Source organism: uncultured Thiocystis sp. (assembly GCF_903866365.1).
Taxonomy (GTDB): domain Bacteria; phylum Pseudomonadota; class Gammaproteobacteria; order Chromatiales; family Chromatiaceae; genus Chromatium.
Window position 1 is genome coordinate 1 of sequence record NZ_CAIPNF010000365.1, and the last position, 14,690, is coordinate 14,690.

Here is a 14,690-nt window from a genome sequence, read left to right on the forward strand (position 1 = left end):
CAGCGGGTGGTCTTTTTTCCAACTGCAATCCTTCGTCGAATACAAGGCGAAGCTGCACGGCGTCGTTGTGCAATACATCGACCCGCGCAATACCTCGCGCACTTGCTGTGCGTGCGGGCATATTGCGAAGGCCAACCGCAAAACCCAATCCAGTTTTCTGTGTGTCTCGTGTGGTCATACAGCGAACGCGGATGACAACGCCGCGATGAACATCGCGACAAAGGCTGCCGTCAAACAGCCTATCGTAGCGTGCGATGATCGGAACGGATGCCAGGAGCATAGTTACAAGCTCCGCCCTTCAGGGCGGGGTCGTTGACGATCCCGTCATGCTCGCACCGCTCAAAGTCCTGGAGCAGCTCAAGGCTCGCCTCCACGAAACGATCGGCACCCTGCCCCTCGGACAACCGGGCGGCTATGTCTCGCTGATCCTCGAACTCCCCCACGGACTCGGTATCGCGCCCGATCTGGCGGGGCCGCAGTTCCATTTCGCGCACAACCATCGCGGCGACCTACGCGCCGGCTACGGCATCGCCGGCGAGTGGCGGGCGCGGGGTCCGGACCGCTTGCGGATGCTGCGCGCGGCAGCCAGGGGCGTGGCGGCCAACTGGCAGCAGATCGACCCGGACGAAACCGGCTTTCTGGGTTTCGGGATGCTGGGCTTTGCCGCCTCGCCCAACGCGCCACCGAACGCGATGCAGGAGGATCTGCCGAATGCGCTCTTCTGGCTGCCAGAGCTGGCGCTCTGTTCGCACGGCGGACAGGCCGCGCTCATCCTCACCACCGCGCTGCCGATGGGGATCGAGTCACTGCTGACACGTTGGCAACACCGACTGGACCAGATCGTACCGCTGCTCGATCTGCCGGCGCTGGATCCGCTCACCCCGGCGCACCTGGAGCGTGGCGTCAGCACGCCCGATCAGGACGCCTGGCGCGAGTTGGTGTTCGCGGCGCTCGACGAGATCGACCGGGAGCGATTGCGCAAGGTTGTCCTCTGTCGCCGGCTGCGCCTGACCGGTCAGCGCCGCTTCGACCTCACCCGACTCAACGCGGCCCTGTCCTATCTGTTTCCCTCCTGCCAGGTCGTGAGCATCCGTCGCCATCGGACTAGCTTCGTGGCCGCGACCCCCGAGCGTCTCTTCACCCAGCGTCGCAACCGCATCGAGGCCGATGCCATCGCCGGCACCGCCTGCCGCGCCGAGGACGCCGATCGCGACGCGCAACTCACCCGAGGTCTGCGGACCTGCGAAAAGAATCTGCGCGAGCATCAATTTGTGGTGGAGGCCGTGACCGAGGCGCTGAGCCAATGCAGCCGTTCCCTGGAGCCGCCCGATGGCCCCCAGATTCTGCAACTCAACAACGTCCAGCATCTGCGGAGCATCGTGCGGGGCGAATTGCACCCCGACGTGGATGTCTTTCGGCTCGCCGAACTGCTCCATCCCACCCCGGCGACCAACGGACAGCCGCGTCGGGAGGCGCGCGCCTGGCTGGACCGGAGCGAACCGCTGGAGCGCGGCTGGTACACCGGCGCCGCCGGCATCGTCGAGCCGGACCTGACCGGCGAACTCTGGGTGCTGCTGCGCTGCGCGCGCATCAGCGAGCGGATCGCCGATCTCTATGCCGGGGCGGGGATCGTCGCCGGCTCGGACCCCATGAGCGAATGGCAGGAGACCGAGCACAAGCTCGCCGCCATGTCGACCGCGCTCCAGTTCGCTTGAATTGCGATGAGCCGCGAAGACACGACCGATCAAGGCTGCCGCAATCTGCGCTGGGCGCTGGCGTTGCTCGACGGGCTGATGTCGGGCGGGATGCGGCGGCTGGTGCTCTCGCCCGGCTCGCGGTCCACCCCGCTGGTGCTGGCGGGCCAACGCCAGCCCGAGCTGGAACTGACCCCAATCCTGGACGAGCGCAGCGCCGCTTTTTTCGCGCTCGGCCTGGCGCGGGCCACGGGCCGTCCAGTGGGCCTGCTGTGCACCTCCGGGAGCGCGCTCGCCCACTGGTTTCCGGCCGTCATCGAGGCGTCCGAATCCGGCATCCCGCTGCTCCTGCTCTCCGCCGACCGCCCGCCCGAGTTGCGCGGCTGGGGGGCGAATCAGACCATCGATCAGACCCGGCTGTTCGGCGGCTTCGTGCGCGAATTCCACGATCCCGGCGCGGCTGAAGAAGGGCCGGCCGCGCTCAAAACGATCCGCGCGCTGGGCGCGCGCGCGGCGGCGGTGAGCCAGGGGAACTGGCCGGGACCGGTGCATCTCAACCTGCCGTTTCGCGAACCGCTGGTGCCTGACGCGGATTGCGCGGCAGAACCCGCGCCAATGCCAACCCTCTGGCCCACCCGGCCCCTCTGGCTCCCATTACGCTCCAGCGTGGGAGCAAGTACGGACGCTCCAGCGTCGACTCAACCCCGCTCGGAGCGGCCACATCCGCCATCGCTCCACCGGCTCGACCAAGACCGCACCCCCCTCGGGGAGACTGGCTGGGACGAGGGGCAAAACGCCGGAATACCCGACCTCGCCTCCCTGCTCTCCGGCCGTGGCCTGATCTGCTGCGGACCGGGCGCCTGTCCGCCCGCGTTCGCCGATGCGCTCTGGGCCTGTGCCGAACGGCTGGCCGTCCCCGTGCTCTGCGATCCGCTCTCCGGACTGCGCTTCGGCCCCGGCTCCGAACATCGCATCACCCGCTACGACAGCCTGCTGCGCAACCCCCGCGCGGCGGCGGCACTGAAACCCGACTGGGTGCTGCGCGTTGGCCGCGCACCCGTCTCCAAGATCCTGCTCGGCTGGCTGGCCGACATCCCCACCATCCTGGTCGATCCGGGTCAGGGTTGGAGCGATCCCACTCAGGATGTCCGACTGCGGATTCGCGCGGATGCCGCCAGCGTCTGCCGTTGGCTCGCCGCGTCGGAGATCGAACCGACGGGCGGTAACCTCGCCGCCCCCGCCTGGCTCGCCCGCTGGACCACCGCCGAGCGCCACCTGGAGCGACTGGCCGCCGACTATCTCGCGCGGTCTACCTGGTGCGAGCCCCATCTGCTCGCCGATCTGCTCGCCGCCCTGCCCGAGGGCGACGGTCTGTTCTGCGCCAATTCCATGCCGATCCGCCAACTGGACACCTGGTCCGGCAGTCGCGCCACCGCGCTCCGCGTCTTCGGCAATCGCGGGGCGAGCGGGATCGACGGTCAGTCCTCCACGCTCGCCGGACTGAATGCCAGCGGCGTCCCCACGACGGGCTTGCTCGGGGATCTCTCCTTCCTGCACGACCTCAGCGGTCTGCTGCTACTGCGGCAACTCGACCGCCCTTGCATCGTCCTGAACAACGGCGGCGGCCGGATCTTCGACTATCTCCCGCAACAGGGACTGCCCGGTTTCGAGCGACTCTGGCGCACGCCGGTCGACCTCCCGCTAGGCGATCTGCTGCGTCCATTCGGGATCGTCCATCGCACGGTCAGCGACGGGGCCGGATTCCGCGAGGCGCTGGCAGAGACCCTCGGCGGCGCGGGGCGCGGGGCAGGGGTGATCGAGGTCTGTCTCGATGGCGAGATCAGCCGGACGGTTCATCAAGGATTCTGGAATTCGCTTCTGGATAGGGCCAGTTTCGATTTTGATGTCGATCAAGGCACGCGCTCGCTCCGCCGCCTAACCTGAATTCCATCTGCCAACTGGCCCGCTCCGTGCAACTCGCGGAGGATCCTTCCGATGATTCAGAGTTCTTCGCCAGATGCGCCCATTGAGTCCGCCGATCTCGGCGAGATCGACCTCACGGACGCCGACATCCTGGAGGCGATGCGCGAGATCCCCGGCTATCTCGACATCACCACGATGGATTTCCGCGCCGTCTATCATCTGGCGCATCGCCATGCGCTCGACCGGCTGTTCAGCGGCATCACCGCCGGGCGACTGATGCGCGGTCAGGTCAGCCCGCTGACGCCCGAGACCCCGCTCGCGGAGGCCATCCCCAGTTTCGTGCGCCAAGGGCTGAAGTCACTGCCGGTGGTGGACGCGCAGCGGCGCGTGCTCGGCATCTTGACCGAGACCGACGTGCTGCGCGCTCTGGGGGCCGAAACCTTTCTTGCACTGCTGGCGCGGGTGATCGCGGACGCCAAATGTATCAAGTCCGAGCAGCACCATCGCCCGGTCGGCGAGCTCATGTCGGCGCCGGCAGTCTGCGTGCCGCTCGACGCCGGCCCGCGCGACCTGATCGCCGCCTTCGCCAGCCATCCCGGTCGCGCCATGCCGGTGCTTGCCGCCGATGGCCGCCTGGCGGGGCTGCTCCAGCGCAAGGTCTTTCTGAGCGCCTATCGCCCGAATCGCCGGCCATGAGGCTCATGGATTATTTTAACAAGATGCGCGGCAGCGCCCATGGCAGCCCGCCCCGGGTCAGCCTGTCCGAGGTGCTCTGGTCGTGGACGGGCGCCTTCCTGGGGATCGCCGCCGTCGCCTGGCTGAATCAGTGGTTCTTCGCCGGGACCGATCTGACGCTCGTCATCGGCTCGCTCGGCGCCTCGGCGGTGCTGGTCTTCGGCGCGGTGCGCAGTCCGCTCGCGCAGCCGCGCAACCTGGTCGGCGGACATGTGCTCTCGGCGCTGGTGGGCGTGACCTGCTGGCAGTGGCTCGGCGGCGAGCCCTGGCTGGCGCAGGCGGTCGCGGTCGCCACCGCCATCGCCCTCATGCACCTGACCCGGACCCTGCACCCGCCCGGCGGGGCGACGGCGCTGATCGCGGTCATCGGCTCGGATCAGGTGCACGAACTGGGGTATCTCTTCGTGCTGATCCCGGCCACGCTCGGCCCGCTGGTGCTGCTCGCCGTGGCGTTGCTGTTCAACAATCTCATCGCCGCCCGACGTTATCCCGAGTTCTGGCTGTAGCCGGCTCGGTTAGGTCGCACGGGCCACGCCGTTTTTCAATCTCCCGATGCTGTGAGTCTTCGATGAATCTACCCAAACCCAACCGGCGCGCCCTGTCCCTGCTCGCCGTGCTCATTCCGCTGCTCGGTGCCTTTGCGTGGCTGGCGCTGACCTCGGGGCCGCTGGCCCCGGTGCCGGTGACCCTGGTCAGCGTGGAGGAACGCGCGATCGCGCCGGCCCTGTTCGGGGTCGGGACGGTCGAGGCGCGTTATACCTACCGGATCGGCCCGACCATCGCCGGGCGAGTGAGCCAGGTCGAGGTCCAGGTCGGCGACCGGGTCAAGGCCGGGCAGCGGCTCGGCGAGATGGACCCGGTCGATCTCGACGAGCGCCTCGCCGCCCAGGACGCCGCCCTGCGCCGCGCCGAGTCCGGCGTGGTCGCGGCGCGCGCCCAGGTGCGCGACGCCCAGGCGCGGCGCGACTTCGCCAGCGCCCAGGTCGGGCGTTACGAGCAGCTTCTGCTGGCGCGCACCGCTAGCGAGGACACGGCGGAGGCCAAGCGGCAGGAGGCCCAAATCGCCGAGGCCGGTGTGGCGTTGGGGTTGGCCAATCTTGAATCCGCCGAGCAGGATCTCGGACGGGTGCGCGCGGAGCGCGCGGCGCTGGTGCGCCAGCGCGACACGCTGCGCCTCGTCGCCCCGGCCGATGGCCTGCCGCTGGGCGGCCTGGTGGTGTCGCGCGACGCCGAGCCAGGCAGCACGGTGGTGGCGGGTCAGTCGGTGGTGGAAGTGGTGGATCCCGCCAGTCTCTGGGTCGATGTCCGCTTCGATCAGCTCGGCGCGGGGGCGTTGCGCGCTGGCCTCGCGGCCCGCATCGCGCTGCGCTCCCAGCCCCTCGGCGCGCTGGAGGGACGGGTCGAGCGAGTCGAGCCGCGCGCCGATGCCATCACCGAGGAGCTGCTGGCCAAGGTGGTCTTCGCCGATCTCCCCGATCCCTTGCCCCGGCTCGGCGAGTTGGCGGAGGTGACGGTGGCACTGGCGCCCCGGCCCGCCGCGCCCGCCGTGCCGAATGCCACGCTGCACCGCCGCGCGGACGCGCTCGGCGTCTGGGTGCTGGATGACGACGGGGGACCGCGCTTCGTGCCCGTCACCATCGGCGCGCGCGATCTCGACGGCTGGGTGGAGATCCGCTCCGGCCTGACGCCAGGCGCGACGGTGATCTGGCACAGCCAGGCCCCGCTGTCGCCCGGACGCCGGGTCAAGGTGGTCGAGCAGCTCCCAGGGGTCGCCCCATGATCAGTCTCGCCGGACGCGACATCCTCCACGGCTGGGGCAAGTTCGTCTTCACCGGGATCGGGCTCGGGCTGCTGATCGGCGTCACGCTGTCGATGGCCGGCATCTATCGCGGCATGGTCGACGATGCCGAAGTGCTGCTGGACAACAGCGGGGCGGACCTCTGGGCGGTGCAGAAGGACACCCTCGGTCCCTACGCCGAGCCGTCCAATCTCGCCGACGACCTCTATCGCAGTCTCCAGACCCTGCCGGGGGTCGCGCGTGCCGCCAACGTCACCTATCTCACCATGCAGGTGAGCCCCCTGACGGATGATCCGGCGACCGGCGATCCGAACGCGCGCGCGCGTCGCGCCATGGTGGTCGGCGTGGTGCCGGGCGGGTTCGGCGAGCCCGGCCAGCCGGAATCCCTGGTCGCCGGGCGGCATCTGACCCGGGGTCATTACGAGGCGGTGGCGGACATCTCGACCGGTTTTCGGCTCGGCGAGCAACTGCGCATCCGCCGTCATGCCTACCGGGTGGTGGGCCTGACCCGGCGCGCCGTCTCCTCGGGCGGTGACCCCATGGTGTTCATCCCGCTCAAGGACGCGCAAGAGGCCCAGTTCCTCAAGGACAACGACGCCATCGTCGCCCAACGCCGGCGCAGCGCCGCCAACCCGGCCTTCAATCGCCCCGGCCAGCCGCAGGTGCTGGACGCCGTGCTCGCCGCCCAGACCCAGAGCAATTCGGTCAATGCCATCCTGGTGCGCCTGACGCCCCACGCGTATCCCGACCAGGTGGCGGCGGACATCCGGCGCTGGAAGCATCTGAGCGTCTATACCCGCGCCGAGATGAACGAGATCCTCCAGGCCAAGCTGATCGCTACCTCGGCGCGTCAGATCTTCATGTTCCTGGTGATCCTCTCGGTGGTGAGCGCGGCCATCGTCGCCTTCATCATCTACACCCTCACGCTCGGCAAGATCCGCGAGATCGCGGTGCTCAAGCTGATCGGTACGCGCAACCGCACCATCGCCGGGATGATCCTGCAACAGGCGATCGGGCTCGGCGTCATCGGTTTCATCGTCGGCAAGACGGTCGCGACCCTGTGGGCGCCGGTGTTTCCCAAATACGTCCTGCTGCTGCCCGGCGACGCGGCGCGCGGTTTTCTGATCGTGGTGATCATCTGCGTGCTGGCGAGCCTGGTCGCCATCCGCGCCGCGCTCCGGGTCGACCCGGCGGAGGCCATCGGTGGCTGAGTTAATGACGGAACGGGCACAAGGGATTCGCATCGAGGGGCTGCGCAAACGCTACGGCCGCGGCGACACGGCGGTGGACGCGCTGCGCGGGGTGGACATGGCGGTCGCCCCCGGCGAGGTGGTGGGACTGGTCGGCCCCTCGGGCTCGGGCAAGAGCACCCTGCTCAAGTGTCTGGGGGCGGTGATCGAGCCTAGCGGCGGGCGCATGACCCTGGGGGACACATCTATCTATGACGAGGGCTGGCGCATCCCAGACCTGCGCGCGCTGCGCCGCGACAAGATCGGCTTCGTGTTCCAGGCGCCCTATCTCATCCCCTTCCTGGATGTCACCGACAACGTCGCCCTGCTGCCGATGCTGGCCGGGCGCCCCAACGGCGAATCACGGGAGCGGGCGCGCGAGTTGCTCGCGGCCCTGGACGTGGCGCACCGCGCCCGGGCGATGCCCTCCCAGCTCTCCGGCGGGGAGCAGCAGCGCGTCGCCATCGCCCGCGCCCTGGTGAACCGCCCCCCGGTGATCCTGGCCGACGAGCCCACCGCGCCGCTCGACAGCGAACGCGCCCTGGCGGTCATCCGCATCCTCAACCGCATGGCGCGCCAGTATCAGACCGCCGTCATCGTGGTGACCCATGACGAGAAGATCATCCCGACCTTTGAGCGCATCTATCACATCCGCGATGGGCGCACGCACGAGGAGGCTGGGGAGGGGCGGGGGTTGGAGTGAGGGGTGATCGGGAGGAATCTTCTCCCGGTCGCCCTTCACCGACCGCGAGGACGGATCGCCGATTCCTGAACCGACTCCTTCGCCCGTCGCAAAACGCGATTTGGTACAGTGCATGGCCGCAGTTCATGGACCGAAGAGGCCATCCATCATGAGTCGATCCCCCGAAGACACAACAAGCGTCAACCTGTACGACAGGCTGTTTGAACAACAACTCGAAGCTGGCGCTTCAGTGCTTCTGGCAACCGAGAACGTCGTCGACGCCTATCTCGATAACAAGCCAGCAACCCGAGGAAAACAGAAGTACAGCCGACATCAGCGCGATTCGGACTTTTGGTCCAGTGACGTCGTCAACGGTATTCCAAGCGAAGCGTGGCAGGCAGAAGGGGCAACGCTTGCACTGGCCCGCTATCTCGGCCAGGAACCTGTAGCGAATCCTCTCCTGCTCGAACGGATCGCCGCGGAATCCCCGCGCCTTGTCCGCCGGGCGGTCCGTTATTCCGGTCTCGTGCTCCAACAGCATTCGCCCCGCCGCACCGAGCTTGATCGGATTGCCAGCTCGAACCCGAACATCGCCGAGTTCTGTCGCATGCTCGACATCTTCGACGGTGCCTACCGAGAGCGTGTGGCGACGGTTGATATCTGGAAGAAGATGCTCGTCGATCTCTCACCGTTCGAGATCCTGATCTATGCCAGCCTCTACGCCTTTGAGCGACTGAACCCCGCTGAGTTCGCCATGCCATGGAGACCGACCGAGGAGCGGAGTGTCGCCGAAGGTCAGTGGCAGGCCATCAACGATATTCTGATCTGGAAGCTCGCGACTGCCTCCGCGACCTCGCTGAGACCGAAGGAAAAGGATTTGGGGCGGTCGCTGAGAACACATTTATCGCCGTACCTGTTCCCTTCGCCAGATGGCCCGCCGCCGCGACATGATCTCAGAGCGGCGTTTGAGGCACTGCTTGAAGCTCAGATCGAGTTGAACAGCTTCATCTCTCAATCGGCGGATGCCTTCAGCTTCGACGATGGGATCGAGTTCGTGCGCATTGGAGATAGGGCGCTGGATATCGTTGAACGCGATGCGTCTGTTCGTGCCGCGTGGAAACGTGACGGCAGAAAACTCGAACGGCTTCACGGCTATTGGTTCTACCGTGCGCTGGTCGAGTTCTTTCACTCGGATCTGGCGACAAAAACGATCGGACTGCCAGAGAACCACGAAGCCAACCGCGTTGCCTGTATCCGAGCGATTCGCACGAAGCTTCAACTAACCGATGTGTACGGACTCGATGACGCGGTGACGACCGACTCGGGGGTGCAAGTCGATCTCTTTCAGGCGCTACTGGCAACGGAGTTGACGTCAGCATTCTACCAACGCGACTTTCTCCAAGCCTTCGTCACCCATCTCAACGAGACAGGACATTGGGCGCCAGCACTGAGTCTATTGGCCCTGGAAGGCATCGCGACGGGTCATAACCGCTTTCCGCTCACCTGGTCCGACCGCAAGGCGAAGATCGAGAGAATCGTCGGCTGGACCGTCAGCAAGAAGTCGCCACGCGGCAGCCCATTGATGGCAGCCGCCATTCTCGACTTCTGGACAAACGACTTGGTGACTCTGGCTGCACGGCTCCGACAAGGAGAGCCGGGGCTCCATCCGAAATTATTTGAACGTCCGATCTTGAAGATGGACCGACTATTGATCCAGCTACCTTGGATCTTCGGTCTGCAAAACAACAGCACGGCCGCCATCAACAATCTCCGACGGATTGGCGCGCGACGCGGCGACGCCAGGCTCGAAACGCGGCGAATCGAGGAACAACTCGGCCGACTCTTCGAATCGCGGGGATTCCGCGTCGTGCTGAACTGGCAACCCGTGGACGAATCCGATGCCCGCGCTGGCGAGGTTGATCTCATCTGTGCACTGGGTAGGATTGTGCTGGTGCTGGAGGTGAAATCGACTTTCATCCGACAGTCGCAACGCGATGCGTGGCTGCACGGAACGACGACACTCCGCAAAGCCGGCCACCAATTGCGCCGCAAGGTTCCCGCCGTCGAGCGCGCCCTGTCCGAGGGATCGGATCTAGCCGCCGAGTTGAATCTTGCGGGAGACGCTGGCTCAGTCTCGGTCCATGGTTGGATCGTCGATACCTCGATCGAATGCGACCATCAGCGATTCAGCGGCTTTCTCAAGGTATCCCTGGAGGAGGTACTGATCGCACTGCGGGACGACCGGCATTTGTTGAACGATCCTGCCGGAATCCTTTCCGGCCGGTTCCAAGAACACGACATTGCGATTTCGGACGATGCTCACACTGAGAGATCGCTTTACCCAAGAGGCTTCACCGTGGAAGGCTTCATGGATGCGGTGGAGAAAGAAGCTGTTTGGGAAGAGCCTGGCTGCTGAGTGTCAACCGACTTTCTGAGGCGCCGTCGCGTGCACCGCTCCAGCATCCGAGCGGTCAGCACTCGTCGCCGCGCCCTCGGCGGTGAGCGCCCGCAGCGTGGCGAGCGCGATGGCGAGTTCGCTGGAGTCGCTGTCGCCCGGATAGACGACGTAGGCCGGCAGGGTCAGGGTCGGTACTCCCTCGACCCGATGCAGACAGCCGCCGCGCAGATAGCTGGCGGCGACCCGCTCGGGGACGAAGCAGGTGCCGCCGTTGGCGAGGATCAACTGCAATCCCAGCCAGCCAATGTTGGCGGTCTGGGCGGGACGTTCCAGGTCCGGATAGACCTTGCGGTGCTGGGCGTAGAAGGTCGGCCCCCAGTCGACATAGATATAGCCGTCGTCCAACGCGGGCTGCTCCGGATCGCCGCCGACCAGGATCAGGGTCTCGTCGAACAGATGCTCGACCTGGATGCCGGCGCCCTGCTGCGGGCTGTACATCAGGGCCAGATCCATGGTCCCGGCGATAATGCGGCGCATCAGATCATCCTCGAAGCCGATCTCGGTATTGAGCGAGATGTCCGGCGCCGCCGCGCGCATCCGCCCGGCCCAGCGCGGGAGGAAGTCGTCCCACAGCGCGATGCGCGCGCCGATGGTCAGGCTGGCGCGAAAGCGGCTCGGCAGACCGACATCGTGCCGCGCCTGCTCGACGGTCAGCAGCAGGGTCTTGGCGTGACGCAGGAAGCGCTGACCGGCCGGGGTGAGGCTGGCGCCCGAGCGGTTGCGCACGAACAGCCGCGCGCCGAGCCCCTGCTCCAGGTTCTGGATACGCGCGCTCACCGTCGACTGGGTGACATGCACCCGTGCGGCGGCCTCCAGGAAACTGCCTTGGGCGGCGACCGCGAGAAAGGTCTTGATCTGATCGAGATCCATCGTGGTGACTCCGTGCCTGTCTGTCTGATTCTATCGAAATCTCCGATACCAAAGACCGAATCATTTCGTTTTTCTTTAGTTGTGATCGCCACTAAGCTGACTTCATCAGAGTCAGTGTGGATTCGGTTCGGGCCGTCTGGCACCGCCGATCCACCGGATGTCGTAACCGTCGGAGAGCAGACGATGATCGCAGTCAGAATTTCCATGAAGGCTACCCATGAGCCACTCAAGCGGACTCCCGTTGTCCTGCGCCTGGACGCGGACGGCAGCGAGACCGCGCCGGTGCTGACCGATCGCGCGGGTCTGGCCAGCTTCGACCTGCCCCCGACCAGCGGCAAGATCCTGGTCTCCGGAGTGGAGCGCTTCGAGGGCCGGCTCGACGGCGAGATTCCGATCGAGCTGTGGTCGATCACCCAGTCCGAGCGGGACTCGCGCGGGCTCCCTGGCGAATTCCCGAGCGGCAGCAACGCCTACCCGAGCATGACGACCCGCGCGGTGCGGGTCGGCGAGCGCGCGATCCTGACCGATAGCGAGGGCTATCTGGTCGATCCCTCCGACTGGTCGGAGGACTTCGCTCGCGCACTGGCCGCACAGGAGGGACTGACGCTGAACGCCGAGCATTGGGAGATGATTCGCTATCTGCGTGCCCGCTTTGCTCGACAGGGCACCCAGGCGACGGTGCGCGACATGATCCTCCACTTTCGCGTGGTTTGGGGCCGCGAGCGTGGCAGCAATCGCTATCTTCACCGGCTCTTTCCGCGCGGCGGTCCGCAGAAGCAGGGTAATCGACTGGCGGGTCTGCTGCGCACCAAGGGCGAACATTGAATCAGCCGTCAGCCGTCAGCCACCAGCAAGCGCCTAGCCGATGGCGCCGGGATGCATATGGTGCTTGACCAGCATCAAGGTGGGCGGTTGTCGCGACGGCTAACGTCCGCGCAAGCTTCGCTTTAGTCGCCAACTGGCCCCGACGCACATGACCCTCACCGCCATCCCCGTCCTCGCGCTCGGGTTCCGTCCCTTCTTTCTGGCCGCTGGCCTGTCGGCGATCCTCTCCGTCGCCGTCTGGTTGGCGATCCTGAGCGGTCTCTGGCCACAACCGAGCTATCTTGCCGGGACCGCCTGGCATGCTCACGAGATGCTGTTCGGCTATCTCGCGGCGGTGATCGCCGGGTTTCTGCTGACCGCCGTGCGCAACTGGACCGGGATGCCGACGGCGACCGGTGCCCGACTCGCCGCGCTGGTCGGGCTCTGGCTGGCTGGTCGGCTCGCGCCCTGGTTGGGGTTGCCGCCGCTGCTGATCGCGCTGCTTGATCTCGCCTTTTTCCCGGCGCTGGCGCTCGCGCTCTGGCGCCCGCTCTGGCATGGCCCCAATCCGGTCAATCGGGTCTTTCTGGCGGTCTTCGCGGGCATGACCCTGGCCGGGGCGATGGTGCATCTGGATGCGCTCGGCCTGTTCGCCGGAGGCGCGACGCGCGGTCATCGTCTGATGCTGGATCTGGTGCTGGCGATCCTGCTGCTGGTCTCGGGGCGGGTGATGCCCTTTTTCATCAAGAGCGGCATCGCGGGCGCGCGGCCCCGGGTGTTTCCGGTCCTCGAACGTCTGACCTTCGTGGTGGCGGCCGGACTGCTGATCGTCGACCTCATCCAGCCATTCAGTCGGCTCGCGGGCGGCCTGGCGATCACGCTGGGTTTGCTGCAACTGGCGCGTCTGCTCGGCTGGCATGATCGGCGAATCTGGACCACGCCCATGCTGACGGTACTCTACGTGGGTCTGCTTTGGCTCGCGCTCGGGCTGATCCTGGATGGACTGCCGGCCTTTACCGCCTTGACGCCGCGCGGCGCATTGCATGCCCTGACGGTCGGCGCGATGGGGGTGGTGACGCTGGGGATGATGTCGCGGGTGTCGATGGGACACACCGGTCGGCCGATGCAGGCGGTACCGCTGACGCTGGTCGCCTTCGTCCTGATCAATCTCGCGGCGGTGTTGCGCGGTTTGGCGCCACTGCTCGCTCCCGCCGGCCATCAGGCTTGGCTGATGGCGGGCGGTCTGTGCTGGATCCTCGCCTTCGGGCTGTTTCTCTGGGTGCATGCCCCGATGCTGCTGAGTCCGCGGCCGGATGGCAACGCGGGTTGACTCGGCGAGAGGCCTGTCTCACCCATCGCGCTGGCGGACATGCAACCTGGGTATGGGGCGCCATTGAGCGAGCAGGTTGCCTACCACAAGGATATTTGAGCATAACAGGGGTCGGCTGTGGCCGCCGCCAGATCGATCTCCGCCGGCACCCGGCGATGCTCTTGCAGGACACTGATCTTGCTATAGCGATCGCTCAAAGACAGGATCTTTCCGAGAGGGGAGATCGCCTCGTTGCTGTCGCGCTCGGCCAGCTCGCCAATCGCCAGAGCCACGGTCTCGGGAAAACTCCATTCTTCCACGATGCGATGGGAGAAGCGTGCCGCCTGATGAATGAATCGATGATAAAAATCCCAGGAACGTGGGATGCCTTCCTCTTTTGTGCTGAGCAACTGGTCCATCAGATGCAATCCGACCATCATGCCGACATTGGAAACGAGCCCGGCAAGATATGCGGAAAACACATCTTCCTTCCGTTGTTCGGCCAAACAACGACCGACGAGGGCGCATTTCTCTGACTGACTCCAAATCTTTGAACCGGCGCGCTTGGTCATTGAACCTGAGCGCAGGTTCAGGATGGGGTAGAACGCCACCCTGGCGATCAGCTGACGCAAACCGTTCTGACCGACCAGCACGACCGCCTGCTCGATGCTCGCGATTTTATGACTTCTTCGATAGTAAGGACTGTTTGCCAGTCGAATCACTTCGCCGACCAGCACGGGGTCTCTTGAAATTTGCCGCGCCAACTGCGCGCCTGTCATTTTCTCGTCTTTCAGACTCTGCATGAGCTGGGGAATCACGGTTGGCAGGCGTGGCACTAAATGCGCGCTGGCGGTTTGCCCCGTGGCCATCTGGGTAAAGGAGTCGAGTGCGTGCGTCTCGGATTCATTCGAAGGCTGCTCGGTAAACGCATCGAGATCGAGCAACCATTGGACGTAACAACGGTCGAGATCGGCAGCGGACCACTGAATCTCGGCTTCCCCTCTGTCCTCCAGCAACGGAATCCGCGCGACTTGGTCGGTCGCTGGCTGGGCGATCGGTTGACGTCGTTTGCGACCACGGAAGATAGCTCGCCAAATTTTAAAAAAGTGCAATGGAGTCTTCTCGTTGGGTTGATCCGGAAGAACCGGACGAAACTGACCGGCAATGATCTTCACTGTATCCAATGCG

The 14,690-nt window shown here is 65.8% G+C and carries 13 protein-coding genes; 11 read left to right on the forward strand and 2 right to left on the reverse strand.

Features of this window, described 5'->3' with window-relative positions; all coding sequences use genetic code 11:
* Positions 1-67 precede the first annotated feature (67 nt).
* The 9 genes from QZY07_RS20560 to QZY07_RS20600 all read left to right on the forward strand — a co-directional run bounded on the left by QZY07_RS20560 (position 68) and on the right by QZY07_RS20600 (position 10,477).
* Entirely contained in the window at positions 68-316 is a 249-nt protein-coding gene (locus QZY07_RS20560) for a zinc ribbon domain-containing protein (RefSeq protein ID WP_295406785.1), read from the forward strand.
* Positions 317-326: 10 nt separating this feature from the next.
* Complete coding sequence (locus QZY07_RS20565) at positions 327-1,715, forward strand: isochorismate synthase (RefSeq protein ID WP_295406707.1); 1,389 nt, start codon at positions 327-329, stop codon at positions 1,713-1,715.
* A gap of 6 nt (positions 1,716-1,721) precedes the next feature.
* The gene (gene menD / locus QZY07_RS20570) at positions 1,722-3,638 is read left to right on the forward strand and encodes a 2-succinyl-5-enolpyruvyl-6-hydroxy-3-cyclohexene-1-carboxylic-acid synthase (protein WP_295406710.1); all 1,917 of its coding nucleotides are present in this window, start codon (positions 1,722-1,724) and stop codon (positions 3,636-3,638) included.
* A 51-nt stretch (positions 3,639-3,689) separates the two neighbouring features.
* Positions 3,690-4,313, forward strand: a complete 624-nt coding sequence (locus QZY07_RS20575) for a CBS domain-containing protein (RefSeq protein ID WP_295406713.1) — start codon at positions 3,690-3,692, stop codon at positions 4,311-4,313.
* Positions 4,310-4,858, forward strand: a complete 549-nt coding sequence (locus tag QZY07_RS20580; protein ID WP_295406716.1) for an HPP family protein — start codon at positions 4,310-4,312, stop codon at positions 4,856-4,858. The genes QZY07_RS20575 and QZY07_RS20580 overlap by 4 nt, the downstream gene beginning before the upstream one ends.
* Positions 4,859-4,920: 62 nt before the next feature.
* Entirely contained in the window at positions 4,921-6,132 is a 1,212-nt protein-coding gene (locus QZY07_RS20585; protein ID WP_295406718.1) for an efflux RND transporter periplasmic adaptor subunit, read from the forward strand.
* Positions 6,129-7,361 (forward strand): ABC transporter permease, encoded by a 1,233-nt coding sequence (locus QZY07_RS20590; protein ID WP_295406721.1) that lies wholly within the window; start codon positions 6,129-6,131, stop codon positions 7,359-7,361. The genes QZY07_RS20585 and QZY07_RS20590 overlap by 4 nt, the downstream gene beginning before the upstream one ends.
* A 4-nt stretch (positions 7,362-7,365) precedes the next feature.
* The gene (locus tag QZY07_RS20595) at positions 7,366-8,082 is read left to right on the forward strand and encodes an ABC transporter ATP-binding protein (protein WP_363184594.1); all 717 of its coding nucleotides are present in this window, start codon (positions 7,366-7,368) and stop codon (positions 8,080-8,082) included.
* A gap of 112 nt (positions 8,083-8,194) precedes the next feature.
* The gene (locus QZY07_RS20600; RefSeq protein WP_295406725.1) at positions 8,195-10,477 is read left to right on the forward strand and encodes a hypothetical protein; all 2,283 of its coding nucleotides are present in this window, start codon (positions 8,195-8,197) and stop codon (positions 10,475-10,477) included.
* 3 nt (positions 10,478-10,480) lie between these two features.
* Here the strand turns inward: QZY07_RS20600 and QZY07_RS20605 are convergent, their stop codons facing one another.
* Positions 10,481-11,389: a LysR family transcriptional regulator gene (locus tag QZY07_RS20605; RefSeq protein ID WP_295406727.1), complete on the reverse strand. Its 909-nt coding sequence runs from the start codon at positions 11,387-11,389 to the stop codon at positions 10,481-10,483.
* Between the two features lie 183 nt (positions 11,390-11,572).
* Here QZY07_RS20605 and QZY07_RS20610 point away from each other — a divergent pair, with 183 nt between their 5' ends.
* Positions 11,573-12,214, forward strand: coding sequence for a TusE/DsrC/DsvC family sulfur relay protein (locus QZY07_RS20610; RefSeq protein ID WP_295406730.1), 642 nt, complete (start codon positions 11,573-11,575; stop codon positions 12,212-12,214).
* 148 nt (positions 12,215-12,362) lie between these two features.
* Positions 12,363-13,523, forward strand: a complete 1,161-nt coding sequence (locus tag QZY07_RS20615; RefSeq protein ID WP_295406734.1) for an NnrS family protein — start codon at positions 12,363-12,365, stop codon at positions 13,521-13,523.
* 80 nt (positions 13,524-13,603) lie between these two features.
* On the opposite strand, the gene QZY07_RS20620 is transcribed toward QZY07_RS20615, so the two are convergent.
* Positions 13,604-14,677: an HDOD domain-containing protein gene (locus QZY07_RS20620; protein ID WP_295406737.1), complete on the reverse strand. Its 1,074-nt coding sequence runs from the start codon at positions 14,675-14,677 to the stop codon at positions 13,604-13,606.
* Positions 14,678-14,690 lie beyond the last annotated feature (13 nt).